Raw genomic sequence first — 20,229 nt, forward strand, 5'->3', positions numbered from 1 at the left:
CGGGCCGTGGCGGGACTGTGGACAGCCTGGGGACAAGCGAGCGGACCGGTCCGGGATCAGCGTGCCCGGAGGGCGACCGCGTCCCGTGCGCAGGCGTAGGCGAGCGGGCTGATCAGTTCCTCCGCGTCCGGCAGCCAGCGGTTGGCGGGGGTGGGGCGGCGCGCCCACTGCACCATGCCGTGCGCGCCCACACGGGTCGGTGGTGCGGCGATGTACTCGCCCTCGCCGCGGCAGATCAGATCGAGCGCGGCCGGTGCCCAGCCCAGGGTGCGGACGAGGGCGGGCACCTTCACCGAGGCGCCGGGGAGCACGAGGAAGAGCATCCGGCGGGCGGGTGTACGGGTGACCGGGCCGAGGGTCAGCCCCATCCGCTCCATACGGGCCAGCGCCAGACAGCCCGCGGTCTCGGGCACGTCGAGCGCCTCGAACGTCCGGCCCGTGGGCAACAGGATCGAGGCGCGCGGCTGCTTGCTCCACATCCGGCGGACGGCGGTCGCGCTGCCGCTGGCCTGTCCGGCCCAGCCGGGCCCGGTGGGGTGCGCGCCCGGTACGGCGCAGTCGGCGGCGTCGCACGAGCAGCGCGGGGTCTCGCCGTCGTGCTCCAGCCATGCGCCGGGGAACACGTCCCAATGCCGTTCTTCCGCGTAACGCACCGCAGTGTCGATCAGCTGCTCGCCGCGCTGTAGGGGGATGTGCGGGGCTTCTGTGACTCCGATGGTTTTTTCCACGCTGAGGACAACTTCCGCCGTCACCAAGGGTTACGGCTCAGGGGTGGACCTCAGGGCGCATCGTTCTCGCACGTGGGGCGCATGGGTGCACCGGTGGGGGCGCGTATGCGGGCGGGGCCCGAGGAGCGGGTAGCCACCTGCGTGACGGGCGGAGGGACCGCCCGGCGGCAGTCGCGGTGCACCCGGGGGGAGCCCGGCACGGCGGCGCCGCGATCTGTGCACGGCACCCCGCAGCCTTTCCCACCCGTGAACGGCGCTGCACCGAGGGGGCACCGGACCTGGCGCAAAAGCGCTCAGGACCGAGCATCCTTGGCACAGCGCATATCACAACGATCCCACCTATCGCGCATATTCAGGATCTCTCGGATATCCGGCATATTCCTGGGGAATCGATCACGGGGAACGGCGTTCGGCGGTGAACGCACAGCGGTACTCAGGGGGTACAAGCATGGCCGCCAGGCCACTCGTCGCACGGCAGCCCAACGAACGGCTCCAGGCGCTGATCCAGGAAGCCGCCTGTTCCAACGCGGGCCTCGCCCGCCGCGTCAACATGTGCGGTGCGGAACACGGTCTCGACCTCCGCTATGACAAGACCTCCGTGGCCAGATGGCTGCGCGGCCAGCAACCACGGGGCCGCGCCCCGGCCGTCATCGCGGAGGCGCTGGGGCGCAAGCTGGGGCGCACGGTCACCATCGACGAGATCGGGATGGCCGACGGCAAGAACCTCGCGTCCGGTGTGGGGTTGCAGTTCTCGCCCACCGTCCTCGGGGCGATCGAGCAGGTCTGTGAGCTGTGGCGCAGCGACGTCGGCCGGCGCGACTTCCTCAGTGGCTCCACGGTCGCGGCGTCCGCCCTGGTGGAGCCCAGCCGCGACTGGCTCATCACCGGGGCGGACACCCAGGTCGCCCGGAACGCCGGTGCCCGGGTCGGGATCTCGGACGTCGAGGCGGTCCGCGCGATGACCACGGCGCTCAGCGAGCTCGACCACCGATTCGGCTCCGGACATGTCCGGCCGGTCGTCGTGCACTACCTCAACAGCGTGGTCTCCGGACTGCTGGCCGGTTCGTACCGGGAGTCCGTCGGGCGCGAACTCTTCGCCGCCGTCGCGCGGTTGACCGAACTGGGCGGCTACATGGCCGTCGACACCGGCCAGCCCGGCCTCGCCCAGCGCTACTACATCCAGGCGCTGCGGCTGGCCCAGGCGGCCGGTGACCGCGGCTACGGCGGCTACGTACTCGCCGCGAGCATGAGCCATCTCGCCGCCTCGCTCGGCAACCCACGGGAGATCGCCCAGCTCGCGCGCGCCGCACAGGAAGGCGCCCGGGGCCATGTCACACCGCGCGCGGAGGCGATGTTCTGCGCCGCGGAGGCGCGCGGGCACGCGCTGATGGGCGACGGGCGGGCCTTCGAGGTGGTGGCCGGCCGGGCGGTCGCCGCCCTGGAGCGTGCCGAAGCGGCCGCCGACGCGGGCGACGACCCGATCTGGATCGCCCATTTCGACCCGGCCTACCTGGCCGACGAACTCGCCCACTGCCACCGTGACTTGGGGCAGCCGGGGCCCGCCGCGCAGCGAGCACAGGAGGCGCTGGACGGGCATCCGCCCGGCCGTGCCCGGCGCCGGGCCATCGGTCTGCTGCTGCTGGCCGGCGCGCAGGTGCAGCAGCGCGAGGTGGAACGGGCCTGCCATACGGGCACCCAGGCGGTGGACCTGCTGAGCGGACTGCGTTCGGACCGCGGCGCGGAGTACCTGGAGGACTTTCAGCTGCGTTTGGAGCCTTATCGGGACGAACCGGTGGTGCGGGAGTTCAGCGCGCGGCTGGAGTTGCGGGCCACGGCGGCGTGACCAGCGCCTCACCCCAGGGGTGACGACTGCTTTGTCGGGCGACGCCGGGTTTGTCGTGGCACGTCGGAAAGCCCAGGCGGCGGGGCCTGCCAGGAGGTTCCGGGGGCGGGCGGGGGCGGTGACCAGGCGACGTGGTCGAACGTTGCTGCGACCCGGTAGCGTGCAGCCGACGATTCCGTAGGTCTGCACGTTGGTAGGAGTCACGGTGACGCAGAGCGGACAGGGTCACGACCCGCAGAATTCTGCGGCCGGTCCCGCGCGAGAGGGCATTGTGCTGCCCGCCAACGGTGAGCCGTGGGTGCCCGACCAGCAGGCCGCGCCGCCGGCCGGCCAGCCGTGGGGCCAGCCCTGGGGCCCCGGCCAGCAGGCCGCCGCCCCGCAGCCGTACGGCGAGGCGCCCGCCCAGGGACAGCCCGCCCCGCAGCAGGGCTACGGCCAGGCCCCGCAGCAGGGCTACGGCCAAGGACCGCAGCAGGGCCACGCCCCGGCGCACGCCCCGCACCCGCAGGGCGGCCAGGGCTTCCCGGCCGCGCCCCAGGGACAGCAGCCGCCGGCCATGCCGCCCCCGGCACCGCAGCAGGCGCCCCAGCAGCCCGCCGCGCCGCAGCCGCCACCCGGCTTCGACGCCGAGGCGACGGCGCTCCTGCCGCCCGGCGCACAGCCCGGCCAGGGTGCGCCCGGCGCGCTGCCGCCCGAGGGCCCGCAGTCGTACGGCCAGCAGATCCCGCAGCAGCCGTACGGCCAGCAGGCACAGCAGGCCCAGCAGCCTCAACAGCAGTACGGGCAGCCGCCCCTGGGCCCGTCCGGAGAGCTGGTGCGGGCGACCCCGCAGACCGGTGCGCCGCTGCCGCCCGCCGCGGGCGACGCGGAGGCCACCGCGCTGATTCCGCCTATCGGTGCCCCCGCCGGCGGCCCCGGCAGCGCGCCGCTGCCGCCCGAGGCGGCCGGCCGCCCCGAGACGCCCGACGAGTCCACGACCATGCTGCGCGCGATCAAGCCGAACCAGGGCGGACCCCAGGGCCGGCCGATGCCGCAGTCCCAGCCGATGCCGGGTGCCCAGGGCACGGGCGACGCCGAGGCCACCCAGCTCATCGCCCCGGTGGGCGCCGCCGCGCCGCCCCCGCCGCCCGGCGCGCCGTACGGCGTGCGCCCCGGCGCGCCCGGTGACCGCCCCACCCCCGCCGAGTTCGACGGCCTGTTCCGCGACGGGCCGGGCGCACCGGGCCAGACCGGACCGGCCGCCGCCCCGGACTCCACCGCGCAGCTGCCGCGTTTCGAGGACCCGGGCCGCCCGCCGTACGGGCAGCAGGGCCAGGGCCACGGCCAGCAGTTCCCGCCCGGCGGCTACGAGCCGCGGCCCACTTTCGACGACGGCGGCAGCGGACGCCGCCGGCTCGCCCCGATCGCGATCGTCGGCATCGTCATCGTGGCGCTCGCGGGCGCCGGCCTCGGCCTCGGCTGGGCGCTGAGCGGCGGCGGCAGCGAGGAGACCGCGAAGAAGCAGGGCTCCGGGGCCGATACGCCCAAGGAGGCCAAGGAGTCGGAGCAGCCGAAGCCGACCACCGACCCGGCCGAGGCCCAGGCCAAGGGGCTGGACGCGCTGCTGGGCGACAGCAACAACAGCCGCTCCTCGGTGATCAATGCCGTCAACAGCATCAGGACCTGCGACAACCTCGGTGGCGCGGCCAAGGACCTGCGGGCCGCGGCCGGGCAGCGCAACAGCCTGGTGAAGCGGCTCCAGCAGCTGCCCGTCGACAAGATCCCCAACCACGACCGGCTGACCGCCGCGCTGACCAAGGCATGGCAGTCCTCGGCGTCCGCGGACAACCACTACGCGGCCTGGGCCGGGCAGGTCGGAGGCAAGAAGGGCTGCCACAAGGGCAAGGCCCGGGTCACCCGGCAGACCGCCCAGGGCAACGCGGCCAGCGGGCAGGCCACCCTCGCCAAGAAGCAGGCGGCGCAGATCTGGAACCCGCTCGCCAAGAAGTACGGGCTGACGGAGCGCCGTCCCGAGCAGCTCTGAGCCGGGCCGGGACGGGCGCCAACGGGCGGCCCGTCCCGCTCAGCCGTCCGTGCGCCGCCGGGCGGCCCGTCCCGGCTCAGCTGTCCGTGCGCCGCCGTTCCAGCGTCTTGGTGACGTTCACGAAGCCGTGCCGGGCGGAGACCAACTCGCCGTCCCGCACGACCTGGTAGGTCACCGTCCCGTTCACGATGCGGGGGTAGTCCTGGACGGCGAGCATGTCGTCCTCGCGCCAGCGCAGCTTCGGGGTCAGCCCGCCGGTGTCGACGGCACGGTCACCGCGGTCCAGCGCGGTCTGGAGGGAGTGCGGGGTGATCTCCTCGACGCCCTGGTCATCGAGCTGCTCGATCATCGACCGCAGCACCGTATAGGCGATCCAGGTCGTCTGCGCGCCCTGGTCGGCGGGGTCGATGCGGTTGTCGTTGAACGCGAAGTCGTTGATGACCTTGCGCATCGGCGCCCAGCGGGAATCGCCGGCGGCCGGATACCAGCCGGTGATGTCCGCGCCTTCCAGCGGCCCGGATTTGCCGCCCGTACGGTTCACCAGTGCCTGGCCGACGCTGCCGAGCACGGAGGCGACCCGCACCCGGGGGCTGTCCTCCTGGAGCCGCCGGAACGAGTCGAAGAACGCATCGGTGTGATCGCCGAGCGAGGCGGTCACACAGGAGCCGTCCGCTTTACCGCCGGCCTTCGACGTGCCGTAGACGACCGGGTCGGCACCCACGCCGTCCAGGGCGCGGTTCACCGCGGACGAGTAGTCGGTGCCGTCCTCGGGCGCCTTGATGTCCTTGGCCGGGTGCCGACTGCCGTTCTCCAGGCCGGAGTTGAGCAGGGACGGCATCTGGTCGCCCTGGATGGTGTCCGGGCGGACCAGCGCGACGCGCCGGCAGTCGCGCGCCAACTGGCGGCCGTTCCCGGCGAGCAGGGACGCCTGCCCGCCGTTGACGGGGTAGGACAGCGGGCTCTCGAACTCCTCGTCCGAGGCGCCGTAGCCGCCGATGAAGGGAACGCCCTTGACCTCCAGCGGCGACATGAACGAGCGGCCGAACTGGCTGTAGGAGCCGACCACGGCGACCGCGCCGCGGTCCACCGCGCGCTGGGCGCACTGCGCGGCGGACACCGAGTCATTGCGCTCGTTGCAGGTCAGCACCCGTAGGTGATGCCCCCTGATACCACCCCGGGAATTGACCCAGCGGGCGTAAGCCTGCGCCATGGCGGGCATACCCGGCATATTCGTCGCCTTGGTGCTCTCGGGGGCCCAGGTCATGACCGTGACCGGGTCCTTCTCCCCGGAGTCCCCCGAGGCTCCGGGGAGGGAGCCGCAGCCGGAGAGCAGCGACGCGATGACCGCCGTACATGCCACCGCCGCACCGGCCGCGGGGGCGTGAGAAGAAGGGCGGGGGGAGGAGCGTCGCCGTCCGGTCATGGCACCGCAGCCTTCCGTCCTGCCAGGAACGGCTGAGTGACGACAAGGCAACGGATGGTGACGGCAAGGTGAACTCCGGGGGCCCGCTTGAGATCATCCGCGCGGAACGTACGATCCAATACTGTGCAAGGTTCGGAGAAGTCTTCCCGTCGCGGCCGCCGCTCGACCACCATGGGCGGCATGCCACTCAACGACATGCCGTGGTGGCGCTGGCGCAGCAATGTGCGCTCCGCGCTGCACATGCTCTCCGACCCCGCCTTCCAGCAGGAGACCTGGCTGGCCGGCCGCCCCGGGTACGGAGACGTCACCGACGCCGTCTACCGGCTCGTCGAGGACACCTGGCTGGACAACTGGTCCGCCGAGAAGTACGTCGGCACGATCTTCCGGGACGCCCAGGAAGCGCAGCTCGTCGATGTCGCCGTGCTGCGGGTGCTGCGGATCATGCACCAGGTCGGTGCGGACGCCCCGGTCACCGCGTACATGGCCCACCAGGGCTGGCCGGAGGCCGTACGGGCGGCGCGGGAGGCCCATGTCCAGCTGGCGACGGCGGACGGCGAGGACCCCGATGCCGCGCCGCGCTCGCTGGAGGTGCTGGCCATCATGACCGGCGGACCGGACTCCCCGGCCTGACCTGCTCCGCGGGTGTGCGACCCTATGAGGTCATGAGCGAGTCGCAGCCCACCCAGCCCGGTCAGCACGATCGGAACGATCAGTACGTCCTCACCCTGTCCTGCCCCGACAAGCAGGGCATCGTGCACGCCGTGTCCAGCTACCTCTTCATCACCGGCTGCAACATCGAGGACAGCCAGCAGTTCGGCGACCACGACACCGGGCTGTTCTTCATGCGGGTCCACTTCAGCGCGGACAGCTCGGTGAGCGTCGACAAGCTGCGGGCCAGCTTCGCGGCGGTGGGCGACTCCTTCGGCATGGACTGGCAGATCCACCGGGCCGACGAGAAGATGCGGGTCGTCCTGATGGTGTCCAAGTTCGGGCACTGCCTCAACGATCTGCTGTTCCGCTCCCGGATCGGCGCGCTGCCGGTGGAGATCGCGGCCGTGGTCTCCAACCACACCGACTTCGCCGAGCTGGTGGCCTCGTACGACATCCCCTTCCACCACATTCCGGTCACCCGCGACACCAAGGCCCAGGCCGAGGCGCAGCTGCTGGAGCTGGTGGCGGCGGAGAACGTCGAGCTGGTGGTCCTCGCCCGCTATATGCAGGTGCTCTCCGACGATCTGTGCAAGGCGCTGTCCGGCCGGATCATCAACATCCACCACTCCTTCCTCCCGAGCTTCAAGGGCGCCAAGCCGTACCACCAGGCGCACGCCCGCGGGGTGAAGCTCATCGGTGCCACCGCGCACTATGTGACCGCCGATCTCGACGAGGGCCCGATCATCGAGCAGGAGGTCGAGCGGGTCGGCCACGAGGTCACACCGGACCAGCTCGTGGCGATCGGCCGCGACGTGGAGTGCCAGGCCCTGGCACGCGCCGTGAAGTGGCACAGCGAACGCCGGGTCCTGCTGAACGGCAGCCGGACGGTCGTCTTCGCGTAGGGAACGGCCGGACGGCCGGAATACCCTCCGCACCTCGCACGTTGTGGCCCCCGAGGGGGCGCTCGGACCCCCTACGGGACCTGTTCGACCGCCCCCTACTGGCTACGTGCCGGCGCCTGGCCACCGGCGACAGGCCGGCCGCCTGGCCACCGGCGACAGGCCGGCGCCTGGCCACAGCCCAGCATCTAGAGACGCGACAGCGACGCCGTCGCGAAGAGCACATCGCGGATCGCGTCGCGTTCGCCGTCCTGGCCCGCGGCGGCCTCCTCGGGGGAGATGTGGCCCGCGGCCAGCTGGCAGAACTCGGCGCTGTCCAGGGCGATATGCGCGACGGTGCGCTCCGGGGTGCCCAGGGCGGCCGGTGAGTCCAGCGCTATGTACCAGTGGCCGCCGCCGTTGCCCTCGACCTCCAGATGGAGCGTACGGCCCGGGGCGCCGGCCTCGACCAGCCGCTGCGGCGGCGCGGCGAGCCCGGCCCGGCGGCGGTCGGCCAGCGCACTGGGCAGCAGCCGGGCGGCTAGGTCGACCATCTGGTGGAGGTGCGCGGCGGCCGGGGGTACGTACGGGTAGTCCACCGCCTCCGCGATATCGCCGGCGTGCACCCAGCACTCGAAGGCGCGGTCCAGGAACGAGTCGCGCAGCGCGAGCCGGAAGTCGCCATACGGGACGGCGAGTTCGGCGACCCTGCTGCCGGCGAACGACACCTGCCGCATCAGCGCATAGCTCTGGTCGCGCCACGGGGCGTGGACGGTGAGCGGACGCCGCGTCTCGTGTGCCGCGCGCCAGAACGTTTCCGTACGGATGAGGGGGTCCGGGGTGCCGGGCGGGGCGGCGGTGCCGAGCGGGTCGGTCAGCCCGAGGGCCGTCGCGACCAGGCCGTCCACCGCCATCAGATGCCCCATGACACCGGCGACCGTGGTCTGCCGCTCGACCGGGCGGTCGCCCTCGAACCAGCGCAGCCGCACCGGAGCGCGCCACTCCGCCTCGCCCATGTCATGCAGCAGCGCATCCAGCTTGGCGGTCTCCGCGTCATAGGGCGCCGCCCAGTCGGGCACCGGGATACGGGCCGGCCGCCGGCCCAGACAGCCCTCCAGCACGCGGGAGCGCAGCAGCGGATCGAGGTCGAGGCTGTCGGCGGGGTGCAGCAGCCCGACGGCATCGCGCAGCCGCAGCGCCTCGTCCGCGCAGGAGGCGCAGTCGGTCAGATGCGTCTCGACGGCGGCCGTCTCCTCGGCGGAGCAGGCCGCCAGCGCCCAGGCGCCGAGCAGCGACTTGAGGACCCGGTGCGGCCGGGCGGGATCCGGGTCCGGGAGCGGCTGGGGCGCGGCGGGCGGCTCGGACCCGGGCCCGGCCGCCGGAAGGGGCTCGACGGTGTCGCTCGCCGGGTCGTGGACGGGCACCGGCGGGGTGTCCGGAAGGGGGCCGTGGTCCTCGGCCGCGGAGCGCGGGGAGGGTATCCGCGGCCGCTCACCGGGGCTGCCGGGCAGCTCGCGGCCGTCCCACTCGTCGGGGCCCTTCACCGCGACCGCCCAGGGCCCGGACCGGGTGGTGCGGAGGATCCCGGGCCGGTGTGCTGGGAGTGCGACGGGAGCGGGCCGCGGGGAGCGTGCGGCCCCGGTGGCGCGGTGGGTGCGGCGGGGGAGGGGCGTGCGCCGCGGGCGGTGTACGAGGCGCGGTGGCCGGGCGGCAGGGCGTGGTGGTGATGGGCGGTGGAGAGCAGTTGCAGGCCCAGACGGAGCCGGCGGCGGGCCTCGTCCTCGGTGACGCCGAGGTCGGCGGCGGTCTGGCGGTAGTCCCGGCGCTGGAAGTACGCCAGCTCCAGTGCGGCGCGCAGGGGCGCGGGCATGGACGTGACGATGTAGTCGGCGCGGGCGGCGGTGGAAGCCTCGCGGATCTTCTGCTCTATTTCGGCGGGCTCCGGGGCCCCGGCTCCGCAGTCGCGCGCCGAGGCCGCCTCGGTCTGGCGCAGCCGCTGGACGGCCTGGTGGCGGGTGACACCGGCGATCCAGGAGCGCAGCGGGCCCTGCTTGGGGTCGTAGGAATCGGGGTGTTCCCAGATGTAGGTGAACACCTCGCGGGTGAGGCGGTCGGCGGCGTCCTCGTCGTCCAGGACGCGGTGGGCGAGGCTGTGCACGAGCGAGGCGAAGCGGTCGTAGAGCTCGCCCAGGGCCGCCGCCTCGCCGTGGGCGAGCCGCTGTTGCATCCGCCTGTCCCAGCGCGGTGGCGCGTCGTGTCCCATAGGAACCCCATCCCTGCCCGTCGCCTCCGGGCTCACTCCTCAGCCGTCACTTCTGTACGCGCACGCCCGCCCGGAGCTGTGCGCACGATCACAGAAACCACCGTGCTACCGAATGTAATGCGCGGGTCTGACAACGCACGCTCCTTTGCGGCAAACCGAGCCCTGACGGGGACGGGGATGGTAAGGACCTCACGTCGGATGGTCTCGCTGTGTGGCGAGGGATGGCAGCGCTTTGTGGCGATACTGCCCGATCGGAGCCGATCGATGCCGATCGTTCGTGTCCGCATACGGTGATGTGTTATCCGTGTGTGACCGGATGTCGGCGAAAAGGTGTGGCCGCTGGGGCATAGCCTTAAGCCGACTGCCTGTTGCGCCAAGGATTCGGAAGAGTTTCAGGGGAGAGAGGCCGGGCAGTCGAGGCGGGGAAGGATGAGTTCCGGATGCAGCCGGGCCCATCCGGTCCGAAAGCGAGCGAAAGGCTTCGAGCGCGTGTCGTTGAAGGTGGCAGAGGACGAACAGGGCCCGTGGGCCGTACTCCAGGTGTCGGGGGAGATGGACCTGGTCACGTCGCCTGCGGTGCGCCAGCATGTGCACGACGCGGTGGCGGACGGCCGGAGATCGCTCGTACTGGACCTCTCCGAGGTGCGGTTCTGCGATTCCAGCGGGGTCGGTGTGCTGATCGCCGCCCGCCGTCTGATGCGCTCCTGTCAGGGGCGGCTGCGGCTGATCCTCCCCGCGCAGGGCGCCGTGGACGGCTCGCACGTCAACCGGGTGCTGGCCGCCCTGGGTGTGCGCCGGCTCTTCGAGGTCTACCCGGACCTGCTCACCGCCGTCGACGAGGGCGCCGCACCGCTCTCCGCCTGACCGCGCACGGACGCACCTTCTGCCCCCGTACGCCCGCCCCTGCCTGATTCACCCCGCTCCGTACGGAAACTCCGCCCGTACGACGAAGCCGCCGTCGGAGGTGTGACGCGCCTCCAGCGTCCCGCCCAGGCTCTGCGCGCGCTCGCGCAGCCCCACCAGCCCGTGCCCGCCCCCGGGAAGCGCGGGAACCGTCGCCGCCGCGTCCGGCGGCCCGTTGCGGATCTCCACCCGCAGCCCGTGCGTCGCACGGCTCTCCCCGGCCCCCTCGGCCCGCCCTGAGGCCCCTCCGGAACCCTCGCCCCGCACCGCGTCCACCGGATCCACCCGTACCCGGACCCGTGCCCCCGGCGCGTGCTTGCGGATGTTGGTGAGAGCCTCCTGGACCGTACGGAACGCCGCCCGCTCCACCGTCTTCGTGCCGCTCGCCCCGGCCGCCACCCCGCCCTCGTACGTCACATCCAGCGCGCTCATCTCGATCAGCCGCGGCAGCTCCGTCAAGTCCGGCTGCGGCGCCAGGCGGTGCGCCTCCGCCGTCTCACCGCCGTCCGCCCGCAGCACGCCCACCATGTGCCGCAGCTCCTCCAGCGTCCGCACGGACAGCTCCCGGATCGTCCTGGCACCCGCGCGCGCCGCCGGGTCCTCCGTGCTGACCTGCACCGCCCCCGCCTGGAGGCTGATCAGGCTGACCTGATGGGCCACCACGTCATGCATCTCACGGGCCAGCCGGGCGCGTTCGGTGGTCTTGACCCGGTCCGCGAGCAGCCGGTCCTCCCGGCGCAGGCTGCGGGTCAGGTCCTCGACGCGGGAGGCGAGCTCCTGGCGGGTGCGCACCAGCAGGCCCAGGGCGATCGGCGCGGCCGAGGTGACGCAGGCGTCGATCAGCACCAGGGTGTTCTCGCGGTAGACGGTGAGCTCGAAGTCGGTGATCGGATACGGGAAGAAGTGCGCGGCGATCAGCAGCACCGCACAGATGCCGAGCCGCGCCCGGCCGGGCCGCCGGACGGCCAGGGTGTAGAGCCCGATCATCGGCGCGAACCAGATGTAGCCGATGTAGAGCCCGGGGAGGGTGAAGAGGAACACCAGCAGCGGGAAGCGCCGGCGCAGTACCAGGGCCGCCGCGGCCAGCATCGAGACACCGACCTCCAGGTCGAGTTCGAGGCCGTTGACCAGCATCGCGTCGGCGATCGCCAGCAGCACCGGGACCACTACGGGAACCAGGGCGCGCAGCCGCCGCCCCAGCGCCCCGCGCCCCAGCGCCCGCCCCTTCGCCTCCCCGCGGGCCACCGCCCGCCCGGCGCGCGCCCGCAGCCGGCTCCGCCCGCCCCGGGCTCTCACCATGCCCCCCGGGGATCGCCCGTCACCAGTCCGGCGCGGTCGGCGACGATGGCCGCCTGGATGCGGTTGATCCCGCCCAACTTCCCCAGCAGGGCACGCACATGGTCCTTGACCGTACTGGGGGCGAGCCCCATCCGCCCGGCTATCTGGGCGTTGGCCAGCCCCTCGCCGAGCAGGGCGAGCACCTCCGACTCCCGCGGCGTCAGCCCGCTGACCGCCCGCGCCGCCGACGCCTGGTCCTCGGCGGTCAGATAGCCCCCGATCACCGCCCGTGTGACGCCCGGATCGAGCACGCTCCCGCCCTCCGCCAGCGTCCGTACGGCCCGTACGAGTTGCTCCGGATCGGAGTCCTTCAGCAGGAACCCGGCCGCGCCCTCGCGCAGCGCCGCGGTCAGATACTCCTGGGCGTCGAAGGTGGTCAGCATCGCCACCGCGGGCGGCTCCGGGGCGGCGCGCAGCCCGCGCAGCACGGTCAGTCCGTCCACGTCCGGCATACGGATGTCCAGCAGCACGACATCGGCCGCACAGCGCAGCACGGTCTCCACGGCCTCGGCGCCACCGCAGTCCGCGACCATCTCGATGTCCGGGGCGGTCCCCAGAATCATCCGCAGTCCCGATCTGACCAGCCGCTCGTCGTCCACCACAGCGACACGGATCACCGGCCGCCCCTTTCTCCTCCGCACCCACCCGCATCCGCGGAACCGCCCGGCGCTGCGCGATTCCGTTCCCCTGTCACCCGGGCCCGCCCTGCGACGGACCCGCACCCCCGCCGAGCGGCGGGGGTGAGCCCGCGACCTCTGGAGGATGCCGCGGGGGGTCCCCCGCGGGCAGAGTGGTTCTCATGCTGCACCACTGAAGAGGCCCCGAGCCCAGGACGCGGTGCAGTTCACATCGGCGGCCGCCGCGACCCCCACACGCGGCGGCCGCCTTTGGCGTGCGGGGGCGGTTCGGAGGGGGATCTCCCCCGCACCGCCGGAGCGTGGCCTGACACCCCCTCGAAGCCGCTGGTGGAGCAGGTTCCCGGCGTGGTGGCGAGCGTCGCCGAAACGTGGGCCGCCGGTCATGGCGGCGTCGGCGGATGCCCTCGCGGGCAGGCATAAAATCGGATGAATTCGGCGCGAGGGTGCGGAAGACTCGGGCCGGCCGATGAGTTCTGCCCTGCCCATCGGTCTCTACCGAGAATCCACCGACCGTGTTCGTGCCGACAGCCCCTGGCTGCGAGGCGACTGTGACCAGGAACCCCAGCGAGGTGCTGCCGTGACTGCTGCAATCCAAGAACGACCAGCCGCAAAGGCGGGCCGCATCCCGACCGTGGTGCGGCTGCTGGTGCTCGCCACGTTCGTGGTGATCCTCAACGAGACGATTCTGGTCAACGCCATCCCGCGGCTGATGGATTCGTTGCACATCACCGAGCAGTCGGCGCAGTGGGTCTCCACCGCGTTCATGCTGACCATGGCCGCGGTCATTCCGGTCACCGGCTGGTTCCTTCAGCGGGTCACCACCCGCCAGGCGTACGCGATCGCGATGGGCGTGTTCCTCGCGGGGACGGTGCTGTCCGCCGTCGCGCCCTCCTTCGAGGTGCTGCTGCTGGGCCGGATCGTGCAGGCCGCCGGCACCGCCGTGATGATGCCCCTGCTGATGACCACGTTGATGATCGTGGTGCCCGAGCACGACCGCGGCCGGGTGATGGGCAACGTCACCCTGGCGATCTCGGTGGCGCCCGCGCTCGGACCCGCCGTGTCCGGGCTGGTCCTCCAGGCCGGCTCCTGGCGCATGCTGTTCGTGGTCGTCGTGCCGATCGCGGGTCTGGTGACCCTGTTCGGGCTGCGCAAGATGGACAACATCGGCGAGCCGCAGGTGAGCTCCATCGACTGGCTCAGCGTCTCCGTGGCGACGCTCGGCTTCGGCGGCCTGGTGTACGGGCTGAGCCTCCTCGGTGAATCCGGTGACCGGGTCGGGCTCGGCATCGGGATCGTCGTCGCCGGGGTCGCGGCCATCGCGGTCTTCGTGGTCCGCCAGCTCAAGCTCCAGCGCACCGGCACGCCGCTGATGGACCTGCGCACCCTCAAGCACCGCACCTACGGCCTTTCCCTGGCCCTCATCTCCGTCGGCTTCCTGGCGATGCTCGGGTCGATGATCCTGCTGCCGCTGTACCTCCAGAACATGCGCGGACTCAGCCCGCTGGAGACCGGCCTGCTGGTCATGCCGGGCGGTCTGGCCATGGGACTGCTCGGACCGACCGTGGGCAAGCTGTTCGACCGGTTCGGCAGCCGGCCGCTGGTGCTGCCCGGCTCGATCGGGATGGTGCTCGCCCTCGGCGGCTTCACCCAGGTCTCGATGACGATGCCGTACTGGCAGGTGCTGGGACTGCACACGCTGCTGATGGTGAGCCTGGCGGCGACGTTCACGCCTGTCTTCACGCTGGGCATGGGCGCGCTTCCCCCGCATCTGTACTCGCACGGCAGCTCGATGCTCGGGACGTTGCAGCAGGTCGCCGCGGCGTTCGGGACCGCGCTGGTGGTGACCGTGATGTCCGCGCGCAGCGGTCAGCTGGCCGACGAGGGCGTCGCCGCCGCGCCCGCGGCACTGAGCGGGATGAAGCTGGCCTTCGGCGTCGCCGCCGCCCTCACGGTGGTGACGATCGTCGTGGCCGCGAAACTGCCGCGCCGGGTCGCCGCCGCCGACGACGCCCAGGACCACGACAGCGCCGCGGAGCAGCCAGTCGGGTCATGAGGGCCGGGCGGAGCTCAGCCCCTGGGCTGCGCACGCCACAGGGCGGAGCTCAGCCCCCGGGCTCCGCCCACCGCAGCGCGGGCGGCCCGTCCGCCCGTACGTACCTCACGGCGCGGGCGCCCCTCCGGCCCGTGCGACCCTCACAGCCACCCCTCCCGTCCCACCGCCGCCGCCCGGATCCCCTCCGGGCGGACGGCGTCGTACGGGCCGGAGCCGCGGCCGGTGGCCAGGACGACGACCGAGGTCATGGCGGCCAGGCCGTAGGCCGTGGTGGCCATCGAGAGGGCGCCCTCGGTGGTCTCGAAGGAGCGGTTGAAGAAGTCGGAGACGGTCAGCCACACCACCGTCCGCACGGTCATGTACAGCTCCAGCGCCGCGAACACCAGGAGCGCGCCCCGGACTTCCCGGCGCCCCCGGAGGGCCAGCACCCCGAGGATCAGCAGGACGAGGACCGAGCCGACGGTGGTGAACTCGGCGGACGCGGCGAGATCGAGGGCGCCGAGCACCGAACCGTCGACCACCCCGCGCAGATAGCGGCCGGTGTCCGTCCCGCCGGCGGTCATGTCGCGGACCGCCCAGCCGAGTTCGGCCAGCGCCATGACCAGGAACAGCACCCCGCAGATCCGGGACAGACGGCGCCACTGGGCCTCGGGACCGGGCGCGCCGGCCGCGGGCGGCCGGGCGTCCTGCCGGCGCTCGGCGGCCGGGAACATCGAGCACAGCACGACCAGCGCCACCACCACCCCCAGCCCGCGGGTGGCGAGCGCCCAGCTGCCCAGCGGGTCGTTGGTGTACTGGTGGCGGTAGGCGGCATGGAGCAGGCCCACGCCCTCGCGCAGCGAGAGGGCGAGCAGTACGAAACCGGACAGCAGCGCCGCGGAGCGCGCCACCCGCCGCTGGGCCAGCATCAGTCCGGCGATCACCAGGAACGCGACGGTGAAGGCCCATTCGTACGGGCCGAGGATCTGGGTCGTGGGGGAGGCGCCCGGGTTGAACAGGCCCTCGACGAAGTCCCAGGTGCTGCCGTCCCCTTGGGTGATGCCGAAGACCGTCCAGGCGGCCAGCACTCCGGCGTACAGCGTCAGGCACAGCCCGGTCGCGAGATAGGCGCCGCTGTGCTCCGGGGCGGCCCGGCGCGGGTCGGGGCCCGGACGGACATCCACCGTTCCACCGTCCTGCGTCACCATGACCGACCCCCGATCCGCCTCTCGTGGCCGCCGTACCGGCAGTTCCCGTACAACAGCCTCACTGTGTCAAGGACGGCGGGAGAGCCGGTGGAGGTTCCACCCCGTGTCGTCCGGCTCCCGCCCGGTTGATCAGCGCACATGACGGGCCGTGGCCGCCAGGGAAACCTGCTCCCTGTGGACGGGTATCTCCGGGTCATCGGTCACCATCTGCCCCCGGAACAGGGCCTCTTGGGGCGATTCCGGAACCCCGCAGGGTGCCCGGGACGGCCACGACGCTTGCCACAACTGCCTCCATGAGGGCAGTGGATCACAGCGCACCAGGTCAGCGGCAGGGTGTGCGGGACCATGGCCGGACGAGGGGTGCCGCCCCTGCCGGAAGGGCGGCCGTGCGGCAAGATGGAGCCATGGGGATCTTCGGGGGCGAGGGCCGACTGATCGGTGGCCGGTACCGCCTGGGAATACGGCTGGGCCGCGGCGGAATGGGAACGGTCTGGCGAGCCACCGACGAAGTGCTGGGACGTCAAGTCGCGGTGAAAGAACTGCACTTGGACGAGGGAACGGCCGAGCCCGAGGCGCGGGTGCAGCGCGAGCGGGCGATGCGGGAGGCGCGGACCGTCGCGCGGATCAAGCATCCCAATGTGATCGTCGTGCATGACGTCGTCGAGCAGGACGGCCGGCCGTGGATCGTGATGGAGCTGGTGGAGGGCCCGTCGCTGGCCGACCGGCTCCAGAGCGGCGGACCGGTCGCACCGCGCGAGGCGGCCCGGATCGGCGTCGCGCTGCTGGGCGCGCTGCGCGCCGCGCACACCCGCGGGGTACTGCACCGCGACATCAAGCCCGCCAACGTCCTGATGGAGTCGGGCACCGGCCGGGTCGTGCTCACCGACTTCGGTATCGCCCAGGTGCCCGGCGTCACGACGCTGACCGACGCCGGCGGCTTCGTCGGCTCGCCCGAGTACACCGCGCCGGAGCGGATGGCCGGGCGCGGCACCGGCCCCGAGGCCGACCTCTGGTCGCTCGGGGTGCTGCTGTGCGCGGCGCTCAGCGGCGCCTCGCCGTTCCACCGCGACTCGTTGGGCGGGGTGCTGCACGCGGTCGTCTACGACGAGATCGAACTCCCGGAATCCGCCCGCCCGTTGCACGCCGTCGTCGACGGGCTGCTGGAACGGGAGCCGGAGCGGCGGCTGGGCGTCGCCGAGACGGAGCGGCTGCTGCGCGGCTATCTCCAGTCGGGCCGCGCCCCGGAACGCGGGCCGGGCGGGCCGCTGGGGCACGGGTCCGGTCGCGGCCACGGCGGCCACGGCGCCCATGGAGATCACGGCGGTCACGGCGCCGGTGCCGCGGGCCTCGCGGCCGAGGCCGTGGCGGGCGGGCCGCTCCCCGGGGGCCCGGACACCCCGCGGTACCACGGGCCCGACGTCCACGCCCCCCTGTACGACGTCCCCGGCGGCGGCCTGCCCGGTGAACCCCCGCCCGGCGAGCACCCGTCCAGCGAGGACCCGCCGGTCGCGGGCACGCCGCCCCCCGGACCGGCCGCTGCACCCGGGGGCGCCGGAAGACCCGGTGGTCGTACGGGCGGCCGCACCCCGGGCCTGCCGATCCGGGACGCGCTCGACGACCGGGCACTGGCCGCGGCCGCCCGCCCGCACACCGGCCGCGCCCGCACCGCCCTGCTGGTCGCGCTCGCGGCGGTGGTGATCGGCGGCGCCGGTGCGGGCATCGCCGTCCTGCTGATGAACCAGGGCGGAGCCGAGGGCGGCACCGGCGCCGGCGGCCGGCCCAGCCGGTCCCAGCAGGCATCGGACACCAGCCCCTCGAAGGGCGGCGACTCCGGCACGGCGGAACCCACCGTCACCGCGCCACCGGCCTCCGGCGGCGCCGGCAAGGTCCCGGCCGGCTACCGCCTCGTCCGCGACCCGGCCGGGTTCGCGCTCGCCGTCCCCGAGGGCTTCACCCGGTCCTACGAGAACGACCGGGTCTACTACTACTCCCAGGGCAAGCGGTTCCGGATCGGCGTCCAGCTTCAGCGGCCGGTGCCGGAGGGGCCACTGGGCGCGATGCGCGCGGCGCACGCCAAGGGCCCCGCCGATTACCGCGGTTACCGCCAGGGGCAGGTCACCGAGACCACCCACAACGGGCTCCAGGCCGGGCTCTGGGAGTTCGTCTGGGACGGCAGTGCCCAGGACGGCGGCGCGCGGTACACCTACGACCTCAGCTGGGACGAGGGCGGCCGGATGATCGATGTGTGGATCTCCTCCCCGCTCGCCTCGCAATCCGAGGCCAAGCGGCACTTCGACACCGCGGTCGACGCCTTCCGGCTGTCCGGGACGTGAGCGCGGGCCTTCCGGTCGTCCCAGACCAGCGCCCTTGCGGCCAGCGGACACTGGCACGATTGTGGGTGCCGCGGGAAAACTCGTTACTGCCGGGTACACAAAGCGCCGGGGGAGGAATACGCTCGCCCGCATGACGGACTCGCAGGACACCGGAACAGCTGCCTCCGCCGCGGAGGCCCCCGCCGAGGCCCCCACGGACGCCCCCGCGGCCCCCGTGGCCACCGCGCCCGACGGGGCCCCCGCCGCGGGCAACCCGGTCGCCCCCGCCCCCGCGGCCGCCCGCACCGCGGCGGAGGTGGTCACCCCCGAGATCGCCGCCCGGCTGACCCGCGGGGTGGTGGGCAGTGGCCGTACCGCCAACCACACGCCCTTCACCGGGGAGAAGCTGGCCGACCTGCCGGAGTCCACCCCCGAGGACGTCGCCACCGCCTTCGAGCGGGCCCGCGCCGCCCAGGAGCGCTGGGCCAAGGTCCCCGTCAAGCAGCGCGCCGCGGTCCTGCTGCGCTTCCACGACCTGGTGCTGCGCCGCCAGGCCGAGGTGCTCGACCTGATCCAGCTGGAGACCGGCAAGGCGCGGCTGCACGCCCATGAGGAGCTCCAGGCGGTCGCCGTCACCGCCCGCCACTACGGCCGCAAGGCCCACGCCTACCTCAAGCCCAAGGCCCGTACCGGCGTCGTCCCGACCCTCACCAAGGTCACCGAACTCCGCCAGCCCCGGGGCGTCGTCGGGCAGATAGCCCCCTGGAACTACCCCTTCGAGCTGTCCGTCGGCGACGCCCTGCCGGCCTTCGTCGCGGGCAACGCCGTCGTCATGAAGCCCGACACGGAGACCGCGCTGACCGCGCTGTGGGCCCGTGAGCAGCTGATCGAGGCGGGGCTGCCGGAGGACGTCTGGCAGGTCGTGATCGGCGAGGGCCCGGTCGTCGGCCCCGCCGTCGTCGCACACGCCGACTACGTCTCCTTCACCGGCTCGACCCGTACGGGCCGCGAGGTCGCCCAGGGTGCCGCCGCCCGGCTGGTCGGTGTCTCCCTCGAACTCGGCGGCAAGAACGCCATGTTGGTGCTCAGGGACGCCGACGTGGAGAAGGCCGCCGCCGGCGCCGTCCGCGGCTGCTTCTCCTCCGCCGGCCAGCTGTGCATCTCCATCGAGCGGCTCTACGTCCACGAGTCCATCGCCGACGACTTCCTCCAGCGGTTCGCCGCCCGGACGAAGGCGATGCGGCTGGGCAACGCCCTGGCCTACGGCGCCGACATGGGCTCCCTGGTCGGCGAGCGCCAGCTGGAGACCGTCACCCGCCATGTCGAGGAGGCCGTCGCCAAGGGCGCCACGCTGGTCGCCGGCGGCCGCCCGCGCCCCGACATCGGCCCGCTCTTCTACGAGCCGACCATCCTCGACGGCGTCGAGGCCCCGATGGCGGTCTGCGGCGAGGAGACCTTCGGCCCGGTCGTCTCGATCTACCGCTTCCGTGACGAGGACGAGGCGGTGGCGCTGGCCAACGCCACCCCGTACGGGCTGAATTCCAGCGTCTGGACCAAGGACGGCCGCCGCGGCCGCGCGGTCGCCGCCCGCCTGCGGACCGGCACCGTCAACGTCAATGAGTCCTACGCCGCCGGCTACGGCAGTGTGCAGGCGCCGATGGGCGGCATGGGCGACTCGGGGCTGGGCCGCCGGCACGGCTCCGAGGGCATCCTCAAGTACACCGAGGCACAGACCGTCGCCCAGCAGCGGCTGATGCCGCTCGCCCCGTCCTTCGGCATGACCGACGAGAAGTACGCACAGTTCATGAGCCACAGCCTGCGCGCGATGAAGGCGTTCCGGCTCCGCTAGGGCCTGTCTTCAAAGTCCCGTCGTTCGCCCGTAGGGCGGGCTCGCGGCGTCTGGTGCGTGCGATCGCAAGGCGGAGGGTCGTCCCGGTACTGGGTGTACCGGGATGATCCCGACAACGCGGCGAGCGTGCGTGCCAGGCG

General features: G+C 73.1%; 15 protein-coding genes. 8 read left to right on the forward strand and 7 right to left on the reverse strand.

The window, feature by feature from the left end; genetic code table 11:
• Nucleotides 1-56 precede the first annotated feature (56 nt).
• Nucleotides 57-728 carry a bifunctional DNA primase/polymerase gene (locus ACFWJW_RS00060; RefSeq protein ID WP_387232510.1) on the reverse strand — a complete coding sequence of 224 codons (672 nt, stop codon included), beginning with the start codon at nt 726-728 and terminating at the stop codon, nt 57-59.
• Nucleotides 729-1,176: 448 nt separating this feature from the next.
• On the opposite strand from ACFWJW_RS00060, the gene ACFWJW_RS00065 reads away from it, so the two are divergent.
• Both ACFWJW_RS00065 and ACFWJW_RS00070 read left to right on the forward strand, forming a co-directional pair.
• Nucleotides 1,177-2,571, forward strand: a complete 1,395-nt coding sequence (locus tag ACFWJW_RS00065; protein WP_387232512.1) for a transcriptional regulator — start codon at nt 1,177-1,179, stop codon at nt 2,569-2,571.
• Nucleotides 2,572-2,776: 205 nt separating this feature from the next.
• Nucleotides 2,777-4,594 (forward strand): hypothetical protein, encoded by a 1,818-nt coding sequence (locus ACFWJW_RS00070; protein WP_387232515.1) that lies wholly within the window; start codon nt 2,777-2,779, stop codon nt 4,592-4,594.
• A 76-nt stretch (nt 4,595-4,670) separates the two neighbouring features.
• On the opposite strand, the gene ACFWJW_RS00075 is transcribed toward ACFWJW_RS00070, so the two are convergent.
• The gene (locus ACFWJW_RS00075) at nt 4,671-6,017 is read right to left on the reverse strand and encodes an ABC transporter substrate-binding protein (RefSeq protein WP_387232518.1); all 1,347 of its coding nucleotides are present in this window, start codon (nt 6,015-6,017) and stop codon (nt 4,671-4,673) included.
• Nucleotides 6,018-6,188: 171 nt separating this feature from the next.
• On the opposite strand from ACFWJW_RS00075, the gene ACFWJW_RS00080 reads away from it, so the two are divergent.
• A complete protein-coding gene (locus ACFWJW_RS00080) occupies nt 6,189-6,647 on the forward strand; it encodes a hypothetical protein (protein ID WP_387233403.1) in 459 nt (152 codons plus the stop codon).
• A gap of 32 nt (nt 6,648-6,679) precedes the next feature.
• Complete coding sequence (purU, locus tag ACFWJW_RS00085) at nt 6,680-7,570, forward strand: formyltetrahydrofolate deformylase (protein WP_085926914.1); 891 nt, start codon at nt 6,680-6,682, stop codon at nt 7,568-7,570.
• A 185-nt stretch (nt 7,571-7,755) separates the two neighbouring features.
• Here the strand turns inward: purU and ACFWJW_RS00090 are convergent, their stop codons facing one another.
• Nucleotides 7,756-9,090: a zf-HC2 domain-containing protein gene (locus ACFWJW_RS00090; protein ID WP_387232522.1), complete on the reverse strand. Its 1,335-nt coding sequence runs from the start codon at nt 9,088-9,090 to the stop codon at nt 7,756-7,758.
• Nucleotides 9,087-9,809, reverse strand: a complete 723-nt coding sequence (locus ACFWJW_RS00095; protein WP_387232525.1) for a sigma-70 family RNA polymerase sigma factor — start codon at nt 9,807-9,809, stop codon at nt 9,087-9,089. Before ACFWJW_RS00095 ends, ACFWJW_RS00090 begins: the two co-directional genes overlap by 4 nt.
• Before the next feature lie 489 nt (nt 9,810-10,298).
• On the opposite strand from ACFWJW_RS00095, the gene ACFWJW_RS00100 reads away from it, so the two are divergent.
• Nucleotides 10,299-10,673: an STAS domain-containing protein gene (locus tag ACFWJW_RS00100; protein WP_387232528.1), complete on the forward strand. Its 375-nt coding sequence runs from the start codon at nt 10,299-10,301 to the stop codon at nt 10,671-10,673.
• Nucleotides 10,674-10,721: 48 nt separating this feature from the next.
• Here ACFWJW_RS00100 and ACFWJW_RS00105 read toward each other — a convergent pair whose 3' ends face one another.
• Both ACFWJW_RS00105 and ACFWJW_RS00110 read right to left on the reverse strand, forming a co-directional pair.
• Entirely contained in the window at nt 10,722-12,011 is a 1,290-nt protein-coding gene (locus ACFWJW_RS00105; RefSeq protein ID WP_387232531.1) for a sensor histidine kinase, read from the reverse strand.
• Nucleotides 12,005-12,667 (reverse strand): response regulator transcription factor, encoded by a 663-nt coding sequence (locus ACFWJW_RS00110; RefSeq protein ID WP_168480985.1) that lies wholly within the window; start codon nt 12,665-12,667, stop codon nt 12,005-12,007. The genes ACFWJW_RS00105 and ACFWJW_RS00110 overlap by 7 nt, the downstream gene beginning before the upstream one ends.
• A gap of 598 nt (nt 12,668-13,265) precedes the next feature.
• On the opposite strand from ACFWJW_RS00110, the gene ACFWJW_RS00115 reads away from it, so the two are divergent.
• On the forward strand, nt 13,266-14,741 hold the full coding sequence (locus tag ACFWJW_RS00115) for an MDR family MFS transporter (protein WP_387232535.1): 1,476 nt from the start codon (nt 13,266-13,268) through the stop codon (nt 14,739-14,741).
• A 140-nt stretch (nt 14,742-14,881) separates the two neighbouring features.
• Here the strand turns inward: ACFWJW_RS00115 and ACFWJW_RS00120 are convergent, their stop codons facing one another.
• Entirely contained in the window at nt 14,882-15,904 is a 1,023-nt protein-coding gene (locus ACFWJW_RS00120; RefSeq protein ID WP_387232538.1) for a hypothetical protein, read from the reverse strand.
• A 428-nt stretch (nt 15,905-16,332) separates the two neighbouring features.
• Between ACFWJW_RS00120 and ACFWJW_RS00125 the strand changes: the two genes are divergently transcribed.
• The gene (locus tag ACFWJW_RS00125) at nt 16,333-18,261 is read left to right on the forward strand and encodes a serine/threonine-protein kinase (RefSeq protein WP_387232541.1); all 1,929 of its coding nucleotides are present in this window, start codon (nt 16,333-16,335) and stop codon (nt 18,259-18,261) included.
• A 130-nt stretch (nt 18,262-18,391) separates the two neighbouring features.
• Complete coding sequence (locus ACFWJW_RS00130; RefSeq protein ID WP_387232543.1) at nt 18,392-20,089, forward strand: succinic semialdehyde dehydrogenase; 1,698 nt, start codon at nt 18,392-18,394, stop codon at nt 20,087-20,089.
• Nucleotides 20,090-20,229: the final 140 nt, after the last annotated feature.

It is taken from the genome of Streptomyces sp. NPDC127097, from assembly GCF_042724075.1.
GTDB lineage: Bacteria > Actinomycetota > Actinomycetes > Streptomycetales > Streptomycetaceae > Streptomyces.

Bases quoted from the DNA above. Each gene is read 5' to 3' on its own strand.
- ACFWJW_RS00065 (WP_387232512.1), top strand. From the start codon at position 1,177: ATGGCCGCCAGGCCACTCGTCGCACGGCAGCCCAACGAACGGCTCCAG.
- ACFWJW_RS00075 (WP_387232518.1), bottom strand. From the start codon at position 6,017: ATGACCGGACGGCGACGCTCCTCCCCCCGCCCTTCTTCTCACGCCCCC.
- ACFWJW_RS00080 (WP_387233403.1), top strand. From the start codon at position 6,189: ATGGGCGGCATGCCACTCAACGACATGCCGTGGTGGCGCTGGCGCAGC.
- purU (WP_085926914.1), top strand. From the start codon at position 6,680: ATGAGCGAGTCGCAGCCCACCCAGCCCGGTCAGCACGATCGGAACGAT.
- ACFWJW_RS00095 (WP_387232525.1), bottom strand. From the start codon at position 9,809: ATGGGACACGACGCGCCACCGCGCTGGGACAGGCGGATGCAACAGCGG.
- ACFWJW_RS00105 (WP_387232531.1), bottom strand. From the start codon at position 12,011: ATGGTGAGAGCCCGGGGCGGGCGGAGCCGGCTGCGGGCGCGCGCCGGG.
- ACFWJW_RS00125 (WP_387232541.1), top strand. From the start codon at position 16,333: ATGGGGATCTTCGGGGGCGAGGGCCGACTGATCGGTGGCCGGTACCGC.
- ACFWJW_RS00130 (WP_387232543.1), top strand. From the start codon at position 18,392: ATGACGGACTCGCAGGACACCGGAACAGCTGCCTCCGCCGCGGAGGCC.